This is a genomic window from Clostridium sp. D43t1_170807_H7, assembly GCF_015555905.1.
Classification (GTDB): domain Bacteria; phylum Bacillota; class Clostridia; order Clostridiales; family Clostridiaceae; genus Clostridium.
This window is the reverse complement of record NZ_JADNLK010000017.1, coordinates 23,269-41,851: the sequence shown is the minus strand read 5'-3', so window position 1 is coordinate 41,851 and position 18,583 is coordinate 23,269. Positions and strand designations below refer to the sequence as shown.

Genomic DNA, 18,583 nt, shown 5'->3' with positions numbered 1-18,583 from the left:
TTATTTATGTTTTATTAATATGATTTTATATTTTTACATAACAAAAAAACTCCACTTTTGTGGAGTTTTTGGAGCTTTCTGTGGGACTCGAACCCACAACCTGCTGATTACAAGTCAGCTGCTCTGCCAATTGAGCCAAGAAAGCAAATTAAAGTGGCGACTCAGAAGGGGCTCGAACCCTCGACCTCCGGCGTGACAGGCCGGCACTCTAACCAACTGAGCTACTGAGCCGTATGATGGTGGAAACAACAGGGATCGAACCTGTGACCCTCTGCTTGTAAGGCAGATGCTCTCCCAGCTGAGCTATGCTTCCAAATATAATGGTGACCCCTAGGGGAATCGAACCCCTGTTACCACCGTGAAAGGGTGGTGTCTTGACCGCTTGACCAAGGGGCCTAGGCTTTTGTTCATCATACTGTATTATTCTTTTGTTTATACATCGCACTTTAAAAAATTGGCGACTCAGAAGGGGCTCGAACCCTCGACCTCCGGCGTGACAGGCCGGCACTCTAACCAACTGAGCTACTGAGCCGTATATATGGTGGAAACAACAGGGATCGAACCTGTGACCCTCTGCTTGTAAGGCAGATGCTCTCCCAGCTGAGCTATGCTTCCGAAATAAATGGTGACCCCTAGGGGAATCGAACCCCTGTTACCACCGTGAAAGGGTGGTGTCTTGACCGCTTGACCAAGGGGCCATAATTGGAGCTTTCTGTGGGACTCGAACCCACAACCTGCTGATTACAAGTCAGCTGCTCTGCCAATTGAGCCAAGAAAGCGTATTTATTATGACTTAAATATTAAGTTTAAATTGGCGACTCAGAAGGGGCTCGAACCCTCGACCTCCGGCGTGACAGGCCGGCACTCTAACCAACTGAGCTACTGAGCCGCGTTTGGTGGAAACAACAGGGATCGAACCTGTGACCCTCTGCTTGTAAGGCAGATGCTCTCCCAGCTGAGCTATGCTTCCAAATATTAATGGTGACCCCTAGGGGAATCGAACCCCTGTTACCACCGTGAAAGGGTGGTGTCTTGACCGCTTGACCAAGGGGCCTAGGTTTTTTCTTTTCTGCTGCGCTCTCCCGAGCACATTACCTATAATACCTAAAAAAATATATAGTGTCAACACTTTTTTTAAAATTTTTTTATATTTTTTTTATTATGTTTTATCATATCTCTCTAAAGTAGCATTTTTACTGGGTTTTCAGGCTTTTTAATTTTTTCTATTACTTCTCCATATCTCGCTAATAAATCTTCTTTTTCTTTAACTTCTTTATTTATTTTTTTAATTTCGAATGCACAAATTTCTAAAAATTCTTCTTTGGGTATCTCATCAATATCTATATTAAATCCACTTTTTTTAAAATTTTGTCCATTAGCAGTTATTTTTATAGGCATAATATCATTAATTACACATAAAATTTCTTTTTCCCATATGCCTCTTTTATTTACTACGTATTTATCTTTTAATAAATTTAAGCTTTTAAAATCAATTTTTAATTCATTTTCTATTGTATCTAAAATTCCCTTATACAATGCAACTGATATTCCTCTATTTAATTTAATCTTTAAAAAGTCACTATACTTAATTAAGAATTCATCAACTTCACTTTCTGTTATAAACTCTACTTCCACTTTATCAAAAACCTTTATCCCCTTTTCACCCGGATAATTAACTACTACTTGATCATAATTCATTCTTCTTAATTTTAATTCTTTTTGATAATCTTCAGAATTAGAATTAATTATCTTAACTTTCATTATCCTCACCTCTTTAATAGTATTCCTTAATTTCATTACTTATATTACTAATCTAAAATTATATAATTTTTATTGCAGAACATAATGCTAAATATTAAGATATACTTAATCGAATAATATTACGCATCACATGGGTCAAAAAAATGAAATATTTATTTTTTCTTTCTCCATGTATATGCTTATACCGCACACTTTGTAGTTAATGTTTTGTGCTACAAATTTTTCTGATATGATAGTTAATTTGTATATTAATATTCTTAGTTTATTTAAAAATATATATTTAGAAGTTAACAATTTATTATATAAAATATAGCAGAAGTCGTTAACTCTTAAGGTGGTTACATAGAAAATTGGATCTTTTGGCTTAAAACCAGTGATAAAGAAAAATTAACGATATTACCGGAAAGAATATTGTAATTAAGTTTTAGAATTTAATTATTTTTAGAAGAAAAAGTCCATTAAGAAGCTGAGGGAACAAAGTGACTTTCGAAGCTTTAGGACTTTTTCTGGAGAAAATAATATAAATTCTTAACGCAAATTACACCATTCCTGTAGGTAATATCATTAATTTTCGGCATCACGGTGCTTAAGCTCTAACGAACAATTTAGATATATGAAAGGAGTGTTTAATTTGCATCATGATTTAATAATTGTTGGCGGTGGGGCTTCTGGTTTAATTGCAGCTATTACTGCTAAAGATTTCGGAATAGACGTTGCCATTGTTGAAGGTACTGATAGAATTGGTAAAAAGATTTTGACTACAGGTAATGGTAGATGTAATATATCAAATAATTGCATAAAACCACCCTTTATTAATTACCACAGTTCAAATTCTAATTTCCCATTTACAGCTTTAAATAAACTTTCACTTGAAGATACAAAAAATTTCTTTCTATCTTTAGGACTTCCAATTGTCGCTTTACCTACAGGTAAGCTTTATCCACAATCACTTCAAGCCTCTTCTGTTGTAGATATTTTAAAAATGGCTATTGAAGATAGAAATATACCTTTATACACAAACTGCAAAATAAAAGATATCCACAGTGGGAAAAAATTTAAGTTATCCACAACTAACGAAGAATATAAATTATTCACAGCTAATAAAGTTGTTTTAGCCTGTGGAGGAAAAACGGCTCCTAAAACTGGTTCTGATGGTAGTGGATATAACCTTGCCAAAAGTTTTGGGCATTCAATAACACCATTAGTTCCTGGCATAGTTCAATTAAAATTAGACTACCCATCTCTAAAAGCTTTATCTGGAGTTAAATTTGATGGTTATGCAACTCTTTTAGTTGATAATGAAATCGTAAAAAAGGATTTTGGAGAAATTTTATTTACCGACTATGGAATATCAGGACCTCCTATTCTTCAAATATCAGCATTAGCTTCTCAAAATACATTTAACAAAAAGAAAACTGAAGTTGTAGTTGATTTATTACCTAGCTATTCAAAAGAAGATTTAGAGGATTTCTTAGAATGTCATTTTGCACTTCTTAGCCATAGACCTATAATTAATGCTCTTGTTGGTGTTATACATAAAAAAATAATTCCTGTTTTATTAAAAGAATGTGGAATAACTAACCTTCAGATGCCATGTTATGAGCTTTCATGGAAAGAAAAAATGAAACTAGTAAGTACTCTAAAGGCTTGGAAGTTTACTTGTACTGGTACTAATGATTTTAACCAAGCACAAGTTACTGTTGGTGGAGTTAATACCAAGGATGTTAACTATGATACATTAGAATCAAAGTTAGTTCCTAATCTTTATTTCTGTGGTGAAATATTAGATGTTCATGGGGATTGTGGTGGATTTAATCTTCAATGGGCTTGGAGCTCAGGATATACTGTAGCAACATCAATCGCTCAAAATAGATAAAATAATTATTTATTCCTAGAAAAAAGGTAGCAAGATTTAAAAATTTATTTTTAAATCTTGCTACCTTTTCTATTTTAATTTTCTATTAACTTTTTCCACTTACTAATTAGTACAGTTAATTCCTTATCTTCATTATCAACAATCTTATGAAGTATTACCAGTCCACTCTCATTTTCTTTTATTTCATATGAAGCAATTATTTCAGCCCCATATCTACATTCTTTTTCAAATATTACACTTAACTCTTCAAGTTGATAATTTAGAATAACCTCTAATGGAAGGGATTCCACTGCCCACTCAACATATTTAACATTATTTACGTGCATATTAGAATCTATATCTCCGTACCTAACTTTAAAATGATTCTTATTCATTTCCTTAGTTAACTTTTCTAACTTAGTTAGCTTAATATCTGGACAATTCTCAATATCTATTCCATATACTATATATTGCTCTTCTGGAATTCTTATAGCTCTTCTCTTATCTATATCTATTAATAAGAAAATACCTTCCCCCTCTACTATTTTCTCATTATTTTTATCGTATATTTCATAACCTCTTGAAGCATAAAACTTTTTAAAGCTTTTAGGCATTGTCACTACTTTTATTTTTTCTCCATATTTAGGATATCTTTTTACCTTTATATCATATTTATAAAAAACCCAAGCTAATCTTCGTTCTGTTAAATAATCAATTCCAACACCTAATTCCTCTGACTGCTTAGTTCCTATATCACAAAAATAATTAATTATAGATGATATCTTACACTCTAATCTATAATTTGATTCATAATAATGTACTTCATATTCTCTTTCTGTAACTATTCCCAATATCGGCACCCCTCTTTTTCAATTTATCAAAAAGAACCCATAAAAATGGGTTCTAATATTTTTTACTTATTTAAAGCCTCTAGTAATTCTTCTAAATTTATTCCATGAACATATGCTGCTTCTTCAACTGTTTCTGCTTGTGCAGATGGGCATCCAACACATCCCATTCCAAAACTCATTAATATATCTGCTTTACTAGCATTTAATTTTATTATTTCTCCAATTGTCATATCTTTAGTAATCATGTTTAATCACCCCATCTTTAATAAAACTATTTAATAAAATTATTTTATATGAAATATATGTAAAATTCAATTAAATAATATTAATATAAGCTTGCCAATCCGCTATTAATTTGATTTACAATAGAATTAATATCAATTCCATATTTTGTTGCTATCTCATCTAAAGATGAAAATTGATTTTCTGTAATATCGTATGTTGGTATCCCATAACTCATTAATATATTTGCTGCCACTGGATTTTCTGCCATTGCATCACATAAACTTGTATATTTATCAATCATAATATGCACCTCTTATAATTTTACTTACTAATATTTTGCACACTATAAATTAATATTATACAAATAACAAAAAGCCATATAAAAATATTTTATATGGCTTAATAAACCTATACTATAGAGGTTTAACTCTCATAGTTTGATCTCTTCTTGGACCTACTGATACTATCGAAATTCTAGTTTCAGTTAACTCTTCAATTCTTTCTAAGTACTTTCTTGCATTTGGATGTAATTCTTCATAGCTTCTTGCTTCCGCTACACTTTCATCCCATCCATCAAATTCTTCATATATAGGTTCACATTTAGCTAAATCTTCTAAACTAGCTGGGAAGTAATCTATAACTTCATCGTTGAATTTGTATCCAACACACATCATAACTTTTTCTAACCCTGCTAATGTATCTATCTTAGTTACAGCTAATGAAGTTAACCCACTAACTCTAACTGAAGTCTTTAATATAACTATATCAAGCCAACCACATCTTCTTGATCTACCTGTAGTTACACCATATTCGTGACCTTTTTCTCTTATCCATTCTCCAGTTTCATCTTCTAATTCTGTCGGGAAAGGTCCTTTACCTACTCTTGTAGTATAAGCTTTAGCTATACCTACCGCATTAGTAATCATGTTTGGTCCTATACCAACACCATTAGCAACTCCCCCTGCAGTAGTATTTGATGATGTTACATATGGATATGTTCCATAATCTATGTCTAATAACATTCCTTGTGCACCTTCAAATAAAACTGTTTTATCTTCTTTAATTTCATTATAAACTCTTACTGATGTATCTTTTACGAATGGTTTTAATTTTTCACCATACTTAGAATATTCTTCATATATTTCATCAAAACTTAATGCCTCTCCACCAAGAACATTAACAATATACTTGTTCTTCATTTCAATATTAGCCATAAGTTTTTCTTTAAATACTTCTTTATCTATAAGATCACAAACTCTTATACCACATCTTTCAAACTTATCAGTATAACAAGGACCAATTCCTTTTCCTGTAGTTCCTATATCATTTTTTCCTCTAGCTTTTTCTTTTAATTTATCTAGAACCTTATGATAAGGCATAATAACATGTGCTCTATCACTAACTATTAATTTTTCTGGAGTTACTTTTACTCCCTCTTCTTGTAAGTAATCAATTTCTGAAAAGAAAGCCATAGGATCTACAACTACACCATTTCCTATTACGTTAAGCTTTTCATCATGTAATATACCTGATGGTATTAAGTGAAGTTTATATTGCTTATCTCCTACCTCTACGGTATGACCTGCATTATTACCACCTTGATATCTAACAACTACATTTGCCTCTTCAGCTAAGTAGTCTGTCATTTTTCCTTTACCTTCATCTCCCCATTGAGCTCCTAAAACAATAAATGCTGACATTTAAATTGCCTCCTTTTAAGACATAGTAATAGATTATATTGCATTATAATCCCATATAACATGGTATCAAAGTAATTATAAAATTTCAATATTCCTACGAATATTTTTTTGCTTTATTAATCCATAATTCGTATAATATTATCATAAATATAATTTTGGGAAGGAGTCCTATTATGAATATATATGAAGAGTCACTAAAATTTCACAAAGAATTAAAAGGTAAGTTAGAAGTATCTTCAAGAGTTAAAATAACTAACGAAAAGGATTTATCACTTGCTTATACTCCTGGTGTTGCTGAGCCATGTAGAGAAATACATAAAGATCCATCTACAGCTTATTTATATACTAGGAAATGGAACACTGTAGCTGTTATATCTGACGGTACTGCTGTTTTAGGTCTTGGAGATATTGGACCTTTAGCTTCTTTACCTGTTATGGAAGGTAAATCTATATTATTTAAAGAATTTGCTGATGTAGATGCTTTTCCTATAGTTCTTGATACTAAAGAAGTTGATGAAATAGTTGAAACTGTAGTTAGAATTGCCCCTACTTTAGGTGGAATAAACTTAGAAGATATATCTGCTCCTAGATGTTTTGAAATAGAAAAAAAATTAAAAGAAAAATTAAATATACCCGTTTTCCATGATGATCAACACGGAACTGCTATTATAGTTTTATCAGGATTAATAAATGCATTAAAAATAGTTAATAAAAATATTGAAGATTTAAAAATCGTTGTTAATGGTGCTGGATCAGCTGGAACTGCGATAACTAAACTTCTATTATCTTATGGTGCTAAAAATATAGTTATTTGTGATAGAGACGGTGCTCTAAATAGAGATACTACTTATTCAAATAAGTATTTTGAAGAATTATCTCAAATTACTAATCCTAATAATGAATCTGGAATATTAAAAGATGTTATTAAAAATGCTGATGTGTTTATAGGAGTTTCAGCCCCTAACATAGTATCAAAAGAAATGGTATCATCTATGAATTCAGATGCTATATTATTTGCCATGGCTAATCCGACCCCTGAAATATTCCCTGATGATGCAAAAGAAGCTGGAGCTAAAGTAATTGGTACTGGACGTTCTGATTTTCCTAATCAAATAAATAATGTTTTAGCTTTCCCTGGAATATTTAGAGGAGCTTTAGATGTTAGAGCAACTGAAATAAATGAAGAAATGAAAATAGCCGCTGCTTATGCAATTGCTAACTCAGTTTCAGATGAAGAACTTAATCCTAATTATATAATTCCAAAAGCATTTAACTTAGATGTTCAAAAAAGAGTTGCTGAAGCTGTTAAAGAAGCTGCAATTGAAAGCGGAGTTGCAACTATATAATAATAAAAAAGTATTAGGTCAAAAAATCTAATACTTTTTTGCTTCTTATTCTTCTATATAAGTTATTAATATTTGTCCAATAGGTTTATCATGTGAATATATATTTCCCCACTCCTTACCATCCGTACAGTCATTAGGAATGGAAAAAGATAGATGTTCTTCTTTTACGTAAGGCTTAACTAAATTATACAACTCTTTATAATTTATATGTTTCATTATTTTTGAAACGCTTGCGCTATTTTCGCCTAATTCTTTAACTTCAATCCTATACATTCTTATCCTCCTGAATATATTGATTAATATATTATATTTTTATATCCACTAAATATTGATAAAAATATTACTTATATAATTAGTGAACTATGATAATAAACTAGGTAAATTTAATATTTCAGTTTATTAAATATTTAAAAATTGAAGTAAAAAACAATCTATTACATTTTAATAAATCCAATAAAAATAGCTGTATCAAAATTATAATTTTGATACAGCCTATTTAAATTACATTCTTTCTACGCTTTCCATACCTAATAAATCTAAGCCTTGTTCTAAAACATTTTTAACAAGATTTATTAAACTTAACCAAGATGCTTTCTTAGCTTCATCTTCTTCAGATAATATTCTTGTGTCATTGTAGAATTTATTAAAGTTATTAGATAATTCATATATAAATTCACAAATTTTATGAGGTGCTCTATCTCTGAAGCTTAACTCTATAACTTCATTGAATTTAGATAATTGAAGCATTAATCCTCTTTCTGATTCACTTTGAGGTTCTAAAATACTATTTTCTGCATTAAATCCTTCTGATTTATTTAATATAGATTTAATTCTTACTATTGTATATAAAATATATGGTCCTGTATTCCCTTCGAAAGAAGCAAATCTATCTATATCAAATACATAATCTTTAGATGCTTGGTTTGATAAATCACCGTATTTTAATGCAGCTAAACCAACCTTTGAAGAAATTTCTTCAACATCTTCTTCTGCGATATTTTTGTTATCCTTAAGTTTCTCTTTACCTGCCTCTTTAATCATATTTATTAAATCTGCAAGTCTCATTACTCCACCTTCACGAGTCTTAAACGGCTTTCCATCTTTTCCATTCATTGTACCAAATCCAATGAAATCTAATACAGTATCTTCATGTGCTATTCCTGATTTTTTAGCGGCTCTAAAGAATTGTTCATAGTGAAGTCCTTGTCTCTTATCTGCTAGATAGATTATTTCATCTGCTTTCATATCTCTAACTCTTTCTACAACTGTAGCTAAGTCAGTAGTTCCATATAAAGATGCTCCATCAGACTTTAATAATAGTAGTGGTGGAACTGGACTCTTATCAGTTTCTTCACTTACATCAAATACTAAAGCCCCTTCACTTTCTTGTGCAAATCCTTTTTCTTTTAATTCTTCTATCATTGCTGGAATGAATTTTTGTGCATCACTTTCACCATTCCATAATTCAAAATCAACATCTAATGCTCCATAGTTTTTCTTTAAGTCAGTAACTGAAACATTTAATATATGCTTCCATAAAGCAACATATCCTCTTCTACCTTGTTGAAGTTCAACAGTAGCTTGCTTAGCAGCCTCCATTACTTTCTCATCGCTCTTAGCTAGCTTACTTGCATATGGATATATATCCTCAAGTTCATCTATTGTAAATGGTGCTTCTGTTGGATATTCTCCAGTAAAGCTTTCGTCAAAGTATGGTAAAGATGGATTTCTTCTTTCAACTTCAGATATTACCATCCCCATTTGAAGACCCCAGTCACCTAAATGAACATCACCAATAACATTGTGCCCTAAGAACTTTGCAATTCTTTTTATACTTTCACCAATTATTGCTGATCTTAAATGTCCAATGTGCAGTGGTTTAGCAACATTTGCTCCACCATAATCAACAACTATCTTTTTAATTTCTGTAGCTTTTGAAACCCCAAAATTCTCATCTTTATTCATATCGTTAATGTATCCTATTAAGAATTCATCATTAATATTCATATTTATAAATCCAGGTGCAACAGCTTCTAATTTAGAAAATATTTTGTTGTCATTTAATTTTTCAACAACCTCTTGAGCTATTATCATTGGAGCCTTCTTGTGCTTCTTTGCATTTGCTAAAGCTCCATTACATTGATATTGGCATAAATCAGGTCTATTTGATACATTAACCCTTCCTGTTTCTCTTTCGTATCCTAGCTCTTCAAAAGCATTTTTAACTACTTCATTTATTTCATCAATAAATAATTTCATAACTTTACCTCCTCATTTTTTGTATCAAAATATAAAAAATCCGTCTCCTTCTATACAAAGAGACGGAATATTTCCGCGGTACCACTCAATTTAACTAAAAACTTAGTTCACTCAAAACTTTAACGCAGTTAACGGCATACCCTTATATAAATCTCTTTATACTTAAATAGCTTCTCCAAGTCCCTCTTCCTTACTCAGCATTTTATAAGGCTTACACTCTACCCCTACTCGCTGCAAAATACTATTGAATAAGTACTCTTCTTTTCATAGAATTTTTATATTTTTAATTATTTCATTTTTTAAATAATATATTCATTATCTTATATTATATATTTTAAAATCATATATTACCACAATTAATTTTTAATTACTTAATATATTACATATTCTTTGACTTCTCTGCGCATTTTTCAACTGCACTTATAACTGTATTTCTAAATCCATTCTTTTCAAGATCTATTACAGCGTCAATTGTTGTTCCACCTGGAGAACAAACTTCATCCTTTAATACCCCTGGATGCTTTCCTGTTTCTAATGCTAATTTTGCTGAACCTAATATACTTTGCTCTGCTAACTTATAAGCTTTAGCTCTAGGAATCCCTAATTTAACACCTGCATCAGCCATTGCTTCTATAAACATAAATACATATGCAGGAGATGAACCACATAAAGCTATAAATGCATGAAAATCCTTTTCTTCAAGAATTTCATACTTTCCAAATGAATTATATAATTTTCCTACATATTCTAGCTCATCTGAAGTTATATTTTGGTTTGGGCAAACTGCTGACATTCCTTCTCCAACTAGTGCTGGTGTATTAGGCATTGTTCTAACAACCTTAACCTTTTTTCCAAACAACTCTTCTATTTGTGCTATTGTAATTCCAGCAGCTATAGAAATAATAATAGTATCATCACTAACTATATCTTTTATTTCTTCTATAACTTCCTTAAAGAAATATGGCTTAACAGCTAAAAATAAAACATTGGATTTTTTAGCTACTTCAGTATTAACTACTGTTGTTTGTACTCCAAACTCTTTATTTATTCTTTTAGCTGAGTTCTCACTCTTTGTAGAAACTATGATATTATCATTATTTATATCATTAGATTTAACTAATGCACCAAGCATAGCCTTTCCCATATTTCCACAACCTATAAAACCAATTTTTCTACTCATATAACACCCCTACAATACTTTAAATTTATGTTTACTCTTTATGTACTAAGTCTAAATCAGCAAATTTAGAGTGTGCCCCAATCCAAGCCATTTTAACTGTTCCAACTGGGCCATTTCTTTGTTTAGCTATAATACATTCTCCGATACCTTTTTCTTCAGTTTCTTTATTATAGTATTCATCTCTATATAAGAACATAACAACATCGGCATCCTGCTCAATTGAACCTGATTCTCTTAAGTCTGATAGCATAGGTCTATGGTCAGCTCTTTGTTCTGGCGCACGAGATAACTGTGATAATGCAATTACTGGACATTCCATTTCTTTTGCTAAAGCCTTAATAGATCTTGATATTTCAGATACCTCTTGTTGTCTGTTATCACTACCAGCACTACCAGACATAAGCTGTAAGTAGTCAATAAGTATCATATCAATACCATGCTCCATTTTTATTTTTCTGCACTTAGATCTCATATCCATTACACTAATACCGGCAGTATCATCAATATAAATTTTAGCCTTTGCCAAAGGTCCTGTAGCCCTTGCAATTCTTTCCCAGTCATCATCTTCTAAGTTACCTGTTCTAAGCTTTAACATATCTACGTTAGCCTGTGAACATAAAAGCTTATATGCTAATTGCTCCTTAGACATTTCCAGTGAAAATATAACTACACTTTTTCCTTCTTTTAAAGCTGCATTTTCTGCAATATTTAATGAAAATGTAGTTTTTCCCATAGATGGTCTAGCAGCAATAAGTACCATATCACCCTTTTGGAATCCAGATGTTTTAGCATCTAAATCCTTAATACCTGATCCAACCCCTGTTATAGCCCCTCTATTATTGAATAATCTTTCGATTTCTAAAAAACCTCTTTCAAGTACGTTAGAAAGTGGTTCATATTCCTTAGAATCTTTCTTTTCAGCTATATCAAAAACTTTTTTTTGAGCTAAATCTATTACCTTTTCAACATCTCCACCACTATTATAACTTTCTTCAATAATAGCCGTAGATGCTTTTATAAGCCTTCTTAAAGTAGACTTTTCTTCTACTATTTTTATATAAGAACTTAAATTAGCAGTTGTAGGAACAGATGCACTTAACTCTGATATATAGGTAACTCCTCCAGCCTTATCTAACATATCTGTAGTCTTTAAATACTCTAATATAGTTACTAAGTCTACCGCCATATCCTTGGCATACATTTCCTTTATAGCTTTATATATAGCTTTATGTCCATCTCTATAAAAATCATCTTCGTTAAGCTTTTCTAAAACTTGAGCAATGGCACTTTTATCTATTATCATTGCCCCTATAACGGATTGCTCTGCTTCTATACTTTGTGGTAAACTTCTCATCATAGGTGCTTCCATAAATAATCCACCTCCCAATTTTCTATTATAATTTCTACTTCTTTTTTCTATATATAACTTATTATATCAAAATGAATTCAATTTACTATGTCATTTGTATAATAAATTTATTTCTTCACATAATAAAATTAAGCTTCCTATAAAGGAAGCTTAATCTACATTACTTCTCAAATACTATCTCCATTAGTTCCTCTATATGACTTATAGATTTAACTTCAATATCTTCAAGTCCTAGAGGAACTTCTTTTTCATTATCTTTAGGGACAGCAACAAGTTTAATTCCTTTTCTTCTAGCCCCGTATATCTTTTCAAATATACCTCCAACAGGCTTAACTTTTCCTCTTAAAGAAATTTCTCCTGTGATAGCAACGTCTTGACGAATTGGTCTTTCTGTAAGAGCACTTATTATACAAACTGTAATAGCTGCTCCTGCTGATGGCCCATCAATTTGGCCCCCACCAATTACATTAACATGGACATCATAGTCCTTTATATCTTTATCTGTAATTTTTCTAATTACAGATGCTGCGTTAAATACAGAATCTTTTGCCATAGAACCTGCAGTATCATTAAACTTAATAGTTCCATGACCCTTTTTCTTAGCTGGGAATACTGTTGATTCTATTTCTATTGTAGAACCTAAGAATCCACTTACTCCTAGTCCATATACATGACCAACTTCATATCTATCTAAATTATCTAATCTTTCAAATGGAGAATATCTTCCTATTGAAATAACTTCTTCAACATCTTTTAAAGTTATTCTATTACTTGCTTCCTCACCACTTGTATTAAATAACGAATATCCATATGCATCAGATAGTATATTTACAGCTTTTCTACCTTCAATAGTATATTGGCTTATTAATTCTCCAACTCCATCCTCTAGTTCTACATTTAACTTTTCAGATGCATTATTAACTATGCCTTCTATATCTTTTGAAGATAATGGTTCAAAATACACCTCTGTACATCTAGATCTTAATGCTGGATTTATCTGACTTGGATCTTTTGTAGTTGCGCCTATTAAAACAAAATCAGCTGGTGCTCCCTTTTCAAATAAATATCTTATATATTCAGGAATATTTTCATCATCTGGATCATAATAAGAAGATGAGAATTCTACTCTCTTATCTTCTAATACCTTTAATAATTTATTTTGAAGTATATCATCTAATTCACCAATTTCATCGATAAATAATACTCCTCCATGAGCCTCAGTAACTAATCCTGTCTTTGGCTCTGGTACACCTACTTCAGCTAAATCTCTTTTACTTCCTTGATATATAGGATCATGTACTGATCCTAATAAAGGATTTGTTATTTCTCTTGGATCCCATCTTAATGTAGTTCCATCAACTTCAACAAACTTTGAATCATCATCAAAAGGTGTAAATCTTAGTTTTTTAGCAGCTTCTAATGCAAGTCTTGCTGCTGAAGTCTTTCCTACTCCTGGTGGCCCATAAAGAATTATATGTTGAGGATACGGTGAAGACATTTTTGATATTAATGATCTTACTGCTCTCTCTTGACCAACTATTTCATCAAAGTTTTCAGGTCTTAAAAGTGACATAACATTTTTATTAATATGCTTTGCATCTAACTTTTCTAACCTTTCTAACTTTGCTGTAGTCTTTGTATTTTCTTTTCCCTTTTGCTTTTTAATTATAGACAATTTAAGCTCATCCATAAACTTATCTTGTCTTTCAACCAAAGCCTTTTCTACTTCTGATTCTATTTTATTTTGAACATATTTTTTAGCTATATTTTCTGATATCCAATAGATGACATCCTCTAATACTTCTTGAGCTGTCTCATCTGTTGGAACAACTTTTGCTCCATTCCCATCAGATGCTATAACATTTAATGCATATATTCTTTCATTTATATCTGTTGAATTAACATACTTTTGTAGCTTAAATCTTACTGTTCTAGCTCTAATTGCACCTTCATCTAAAACATTCTTAAGAACATCAAATAATACATTAACCTTTGCTTCTATTGGTAAGTCACTTGTTAGAATTCCTTCTAAATTAACCCCTTCGTTATATAAATTCAATGTCAATCCTCCTTATTGCTTAGGAACAATAATAACTTTCATCTTTGTAGATACTTCTGGATATAATTTTACTTCTACTTCATATTCTCCAGCAACCTTTATAGTATTTACAACAATTTTCTTTTTATCTATTGATAAGTTAAATTTATTGTTAATTACTTCAGCTATATCTTTATTAGTTATTGCTCCAAATAATCTTCCGTTATCTCCAGCCTTAGCATCTATAGTAACTTCCTTACCTTTTAATTCAGCAGCTAACTTTTGTGCCGCTTCTAATTCAGCAAGCTTCTTTTTTCTTTCATTTTCTTTTTTTGCATTAACAACATGTAATGCATTAGCTGTTGCTTCTTCTGCTAATTTCCTAGGAAATAAATAGTTTCTCGCATATCCATCTGATGCTTCTATAACATCACCTTTTTTACCCATTTTTTTAACGTCTTGTAATAAAATTACCTTCATATTATACACCTATCCTTTAACCTTTTATTCTTTAAGTTCTAAATGTTTCTTTATTGCTTCTTTTAGCATATATACCGCTTCATCCGTTGTTCCATTTACTTTTGCCCCAGCCATATTCATATGACCACCACCACCAAGTTCTTCTAATATAACTTGAACATTAACTTCACCTGTGGATCTACCACTTATAGTAATGGCATTATTTATTTCACATAAAACAAAGCATACATCAATTCCTGATATGCCAAGCAGCTCATCAGCGGCTCGTGCAACAATTACAGTATTATTCACTTTGCTAGGACAAACAGCTATAGCTAAATTATCATAAACTTCAGCACTTTTAATAGTCTCTGAAATTAATAAATAATCTTCTAAACTATCAGTAAACATCTTTTTAACTTCTATAGTATCTGCACCTAAAGATCTTAAAAAAGCTGCAGCATCAAAGGTTCTTACTCCAGATTTAAATTGAAATCCTTTAGTATCCATAAAAATTCCACCTAAAAGTCCTTCTGCTTCAACCTTTGATATTCTTGGTTTTTGTAACATATATTGTATTAATTCAGTTACCATTTCTGACGTAGAAGACGCATAAACCTCTATATAATTTAATAATGCTCCTTCTATTATATCAGGACTTCTTCTATGATGATCTATGATTATCTTTCTATTAATTTTTTCAACTATACTTAAATTATTCACATATCCTTTATTATGAACATCAACTATTATCAATAGCGTTTTATCATTGATTGCTTTTTCAGCTTCAACACTAGAAATTAATAAATTATCATATTTACTATCACTCTTGAGCTTATTCATATAATAATCAATGGCATTAATATCATTATCAATTACAACATTACAAGTCTTCCCTAATTGTCTTATGGCTGACCATAATCCAACTGCTGATCCAAAAGAATCCATATCAGGATTTTTATGACCCATTATAAGTATATTACTACTTTCAAAAATCAATTCTCTTAAAGCTTGTGCTATTACCCTAGCTCTAACTCTAGTTCTTTTTTCAAGCTCACGGGTATTTCCACCAAAGAAACTTATCTTTTCATTATTTTTAATAACTACCTGATCCCCGCCTCTACCTAATGCTAATTCTTTGGCAGTCATTGCATTGTTATAATTTTCTTGTGAATTATCTCCACCTCTACCTACTCCAATACTTAAAGTAACTTCTAACTTATTACCCCTATCAATATTTGATATTTCATCTAATATGCTAAACTTACAATTAATTTCATCATTAATATATTTATCTTTTACTGATAAACAATATTTATTATATTCATATTTAATAATCATAGCCTTTAATTTTTTACTATAGGAATTTATAGTCTTTTCTACCTCTGCGGCTAACATCGGCCTATTTGCTTCATCAGTTACTTCTAATGCCTCTGATAAATTGTCTACTTCTATTAACATTATACTTTCTCTAGTTGAATGTAAATCTCTTAAGTTGCTTACTTCATTAAAATATACCATATACTTTTGCTTAACATATATCTCATTTTCATTACTTATGTTAGTAGCATATATGCTATAAAAAGAATCTTTTATCTTTACTCTTTGTTTTAAATCTTTATCACACTTTAACAACTTTTGCAAATCAAGATTTCTACCTATACTAAGTATATTTTGTTCTTGCAGATCTAATAAATTTAATTCTTCTTTTAATCTCTTATTAGCCCAAAGTATATTACCTTCATTATCAATTAAAGCTAATGGATATGACATATTAGAAATATTATCATTTATATTTGCTTTAATTTTTGTAGTTAAAGTATTAACCTTTTCATCATATAGTTCTCTATTAATATCTAAATATGCATTACATGCTACATATATTATTAAAATTATACTTGCTAAATAAAATTCTTTAATATAATAAAGTATTATTACTAAAATAGTAATTGCAATTGACATTAATAGTTTACTATACCTTTTGAGCTTTTTTTTCATAAAAGCCTCCTAAATTTTATATTAATAACGTCCCTTGATATGATTTTGAAGTTTCGTTAAGCTCTTACCTTCCTTTTCATATTCATGTTCTTCAGCTATTCCTAATTTTAACTTTTTTCTCATCTCATCATCGACTTCGTTACAGCTATATCCTAACTTTTGTGCCAATACATATAAAATTAAAATTGCTCCGGCTATACAGTTTAATATAGAATCTTTAGCTACATTAGTACCTCTTGTTAAAAGCGAAAAAAACTCACCTATAATACATAATAAACTAGCTTTGAGCTCTTCTATAATTTTAATATTAGCCATAATATTTAGCTCTTCTTTTTTCTTCACTAAATTCTCACCTCTATTCAATACCTTGTATCTTTATTTTAATTATTTTTCTTTATTAATGCAACTAAATAGGGGCTCGAATTACAAATTATGTAATTATTTTAGAATATAAAAATAAAAGCCCCTGAAAATCAGGGGCTAATAAACTTATTACTATTCAGTTGTGAATGGTAATAAAGCTATGTTTCTTGATCTCTTGATAGCATCTGTTAATTGTCTTTGATGCTTAGCGCAAGTACCAGAGATTCTTCTTGGAAGAATCTTACCTCTTTCTGTAACAAACTTTCTTAGCTTGTTGATATCTTTGTAATCTATTGATTCAGCTTTATCTACACAGAAAGCACATACTTTTCTCTTAGATCTTCTCATTTTTCCAGATCTTTTCATTTCTCTCATGATGTTCCCTCCTTATAAAATAATTAGACTTTTTTTAAAATGGCATATCACCATCATCTACTGGAGTCATATCTCCAAATCCCATATCAGGACTTTCTGTTGGAGCACCCCATGCGTTATCAGAATTTCTTGAGTATGAATTATTATTACCTTCACCAGCACCAGAACCTATGAACTCGAAACTTTCTACAGCTACATCAGTAGTGTATCTTTTAGTTCCATCTTGAGCATCATAACTACCTGTTCTTATACTTCCAGTAACAGCAATTTGTCTACCCTTTGTAAGATATTGTGTAATTGTTTCTCCAGTTTTTCCAAATGCTACACAATTTATAAAGTCTGTTTCGTCTTTTTTAAATTGTCTATTTATAGCAACAGTAAATCTACAAACTGCAGTACCGCTACCTGCCGCATATCTTAATTCTGGATCTTTAGTAAGTCTACCAATAAGTATAACTTTATTCATTTCAATACACCTCTTACGCTTCGTTTTTAACGATTATGTGTCTTATAACACCATCAGTAATTCTGAAAACTCTGTCTAACTCTTTTGGTAATTCAGGATTAGCTTCGAAGTTAATTAAAGTATAGTAACCTTCGTTAACTTTGTTTATTTCGTAAGCAAGCTTTCTCTTACCCCAGAAATCAACATTTTCAACTTTTCCTCCACCGTTTTCTATAACACCTTGGAATTTTTCGATTCCAGCCTTAACAGCCTCTTCATCTAATGATGGGTGTAATATAAATATAGTTTCGTACTTTCTCATCATTTTCACCTCCTTTGGACTAACGGCTACATTTTAC

The 18,583-nt window shown here is 30.8% G+C and carries 18 protein-coding genes, 11 tRNA genes and 1 other annotated feature; of the genes, 2 read left to right on the top strand and 27 right to left on the bottom strand.

What is annotated here, in order from left to right; translation table 11 throughout:
- Positions 1–69 precede the first annotated feature (69 nt).
- The 12 genes from I2E98_RS11560 to I2E98_RS11505 all read right to left on the bottom strand — a co-directional run bounded on the left by I2E98_RS11560 (position 70) and on the right by I2E98_RS11505 (position 1,761).
- A tRNA-Thr gene (locus tag I2E98_RS11560) sits at positions 70–145 on the bottom strand.
- Positions 146–154: 9 nt separating this feature from the next.
- A tRNA-Asp gene (locus tag I2E98_RS11555) sits at positions 155–231 on the bottom strand.
- A gap of 6 nt (positions 232–237) precedes the next feature.
- Positions 238–313, bottom strand: a tRNA-Val gene (locus tag I2E98_RS11550).
- A gap of 8 nt (positions 314–321) precedes the next feature.
- Positions 322–396, bottom strand: a tRNA-Glu gene (locus tag I2E98_RS11545).
- 59 nt (positions 397–455) lie between these two features.
- A tRNA-Asp gene (locus I2E98_RS11540) sits at positions 456–532 on the bottom strand.
- A gap of 7 nt (positions 533–539) precedes the next feature.
- A tRNA-Val gene (locus I2E98_RS11535) sits at positions 540–615 on the bottom strand.
- Positions 616–623: 8 nt separating this feature from the next.
- A tRNA-Glu gene (locus I2E98_RS11530) sits at positions 624–698 on the bottom strand.
- Between the two features lie 5 nt (positions 699–703).
- Positions 704–779 (bottom strand) — tRNA-Thr (locus I2E98_RS11525).
- A gap of 33 nt (positions 780–812) precedes the next feature.
- Positions 813–889, bottom strand: a tRNA-Asp gene (locus I2E98_RS11520).
- 5 nt (positions 890–894) lie between these two features.
- Positions 895–970 (bottom strand) — tRNA-Val (locus I2E98_RS11515).
- A 9-nt stretch (positions 971–979) separates the two neighbouring features.
- A tRNA-Glu gene (locus tag I2E98_RS11510) sits at positions 980–1,054 on the bottom strand.
- Positions 1,055–1,179: 125 nt separating this feature from the next.
- Complete coding sequence (locus I2E98_RS11505; protein ID WP_195469057.1) at positions 1,180–1,761, bottom strand: hypothetical protein; 582 nt, start codon at positions 1,759–1,761, stop codon at positions 1,180–1,182.
- A 613-nt stretch (positions 1,762–2,374) separates the two neighbouring features.
- On the opposite strand from I2E98_RS11505, the gene I2E98_RS11500 reads away from it, so the two are divergent.
- Positions 2,375–3,637, top strand: coding sequence for an NAD(P)/FAD-dependent oxidoreductase (locus tag I2E98_RS11500; RefSeq protein ID WP_195469056.1), 1,263 nt, complete (start codon positions 2,375–2,377; stop codon positions 3,635–3,637).
- A 74-nt stretch (positions 3,638–3,711) separates the two neighbouring features.
- Here the strand turns inward: I2E98_RS11500 and I2E98_RS11495 are convergent, their stop codons facing one another.
- The 4 genes from I2E98_RS11495 to I2E98_RS11480 form a co-directional block, all read right to left on the bottom strand.
- Positions 3,712–4,467 (bottom strand): acyl-ACP thioesterase domain-containing protein, encoded by a 756-nt coding sequence (locus tag I2E98_RS11495; RefSeq protein ID WP_195469055.1) that lies wholly within the window; start codon positions 4,465–4,467, stop codon positions 3,712–3,714.
- Between the two features lie 62 nt (positions 4,468–4,529).
- A complete protein-coding gene (locus tag I2E98_RS11490) occupies positions 4,530–4,712 on the bottom strand; it encodes a DUF1858 domain-containing protein (RefSeq protein ID WP_195469054.1) in 183 nt (60 codons plus the stop codon).
- A gap of 80 nt (positions 4,713–4,792) precedes the next feature.
- Positions 4,793–4,993, bottom strand: coding sequence for a hypothetical protein (locus I2E98_RS11485; protein WP_195469053.1), 201 nt, complete (start codon positions 4,991–4,993; stop codon positions 4,793–4,795).
- Positions 4,994–5,105: 112 nt separating this feature from the next.
- Positions 5,106–6,392: an adenylosuccinate synthase gene (locus I2E98_RS11480; protein WP_195469052.1), complete on the bottom strand. Its 1,287-nt coding sequence runs from the start codon at positions 6,390–6,392 to the stop codon at positions 5,106–5,108.
- A gap of 173 nt (positions 6,393–6,565) precedes the next feature.
- Between I2E98_RS11480 and I2E98_RS11475 the strand changes: the two genes are divergently transcribed.
- Positions 6,566–7,738 (top strand): malic enzyme-like NAD(P)-binding protein, encoded by a 1,173-nt coding sequence (locus I2E98_RS11475; protein ID WP_195469051.1) that lies wholly within the window; start codon positions 6,566–6,568, stop codon positions 7,736–7,738.
- A gap of 45 nt (positions 7,739–7,783) precedes the next feature.
- Here the strand turns inward: I2E98_RS11475 and I2E98_RS11470 are convergent, their stop codons facing one another.
- The 11 genes from I2E98_RS11470 to rpsF form a co-directional block, all read right to left on the bottom strand.
- Positions 7,784–8,011: a hypothetical protein gene (locus tag I2E98_RS11470; protein WP_195469050.1), complete on the bottom strand. Its 228-nt coding sequence runs from the start codon at positions 8,009–8,011 to the stop codon at positions 7,784–7,786.
- Between the two features lie 228 nt (positions 8,012–8,239).
- Entirely contained in the window at positions 8,240–9,997 is a 1,758-nt protein-coding gene (gene argS / locus I2E98_RS11465; RefSeq protein WP_195469049.1) for an arginine--tRNA ligase, read from the bottom strand.
- A gap of 55 nt (positions 9,998–10,052) precedes the next feature.
- Positions 10,053–10,274: a binding site (T-box leader), on the bottom strand.
- Positions 10,275–10,376: 102 nt separating this feature from the next.
- On the bottom strand, positions 10,377–11,177 hold the full coding sequence (gene proC, locus I2E98_RS11460) for a pyrroline-5-carboxylate reductase (protein WP_195469048.1): 801 nt from the start codon (positions 11,175–11,177) through the stop codon (positions 10,377–10,379).
- 31 nt (positions 11,178–11,208) lie between these two features.
- Positions 11,209–12,546, bottom strand: coding sequence for a replicative DNA helicase (locus tag I2E98_RS11455; protein ID WP_195469047.1), 1,338 nt, complete (start codon positions 12,544–12,546; stop codon positions 11,209–11,211).
- A 160-nt stretch (positions 12,547–12,706) separates the two neighbouring features.
- On the bottom strand, positions 12,707–14,605 hold the full coding sequence (gene lonC, locus I2E98_RS11450; RefSeq protein ID WP_195469046.1) for a Lon family ATP-dependent protease: 1,899 nt from the start codon (positions 14,603–14,605) through the stop codon (positions 12,707–12,709).
- Between the two features lie 12 nt (positions 14,606–14,617).
- Entirely contained in the window at positions 14,618–15,064 is a 447-nt protein-coding gene (gene rplI / locus I2E98_RS11445; RefSeq protein ID WP_195469045.1) for a 50S ribosomal protein L9, read from the bottom strand.
- A 24-nt stretch (positions 15,065–15,088) separates the two neighbouring features.
- A complete protein-coding gene (locus I2E98_RS11440) occupies positions 15,089–17,041 on the bottom strand; it encodes a DHH family phosphoesterase (RefSeq protein ID WP_195469044.1) in 1,953 nt (650 codons plus the stop codon).
- A 21-nt stretch (positions 17,042–17,062) separates the two neighbouring features.
- Positions 17,063–17,356 (bottom strand): MazG-like family protein, encoded by a 294-nt coding sequence (locus I2E98_RS11435; RefSeq protein ID WP_195469076.1) that lies wholly within the window; start codon positions 17,354–17,356, stop codon positions 17,063–17,065.
- Positions 17,357–17,536: 180 nt separating this feature from the next.
- Positions 17,537–17,779, bottom strand: a complete 243-nt coding sequence (gene rpsR / locus I2E98_RS11430) for a 30S ribosomal protein S18 (protein WP_005209834.1) — start codon at positions 17,777–17,779, stop codon at positions 17,537–17,539.
- A gap of 34 nt (positions 17,780–17,813) precedes the next feature.
- Positions 17,814–18,245: a single-stranded DNA-binding protein gene (gene ssb / locus I2E98_RS11425; RefSeq protein ID WP_195469043.1), complete on the bottom strand. Its 432-nt coding sequence runs from the start codon at positions 18,243–18,245 to the stop codon at positions 17,814–17,816.
- Between the two features lie 13 nt (positions 18,246–18,258).
- A complete protein-coding gene (gene rpsF, locus I2E98_RS11420; RefSeq protein ID WP_133015217.1) occupies positions 18,259–18,546 on the bottom strand; it encodes a 30S ribosomal protein S6 in 288 nt (95 codons plus the stop codon).
- Positions 18,547–18,583: the final 37 nt, after the last annotated feature.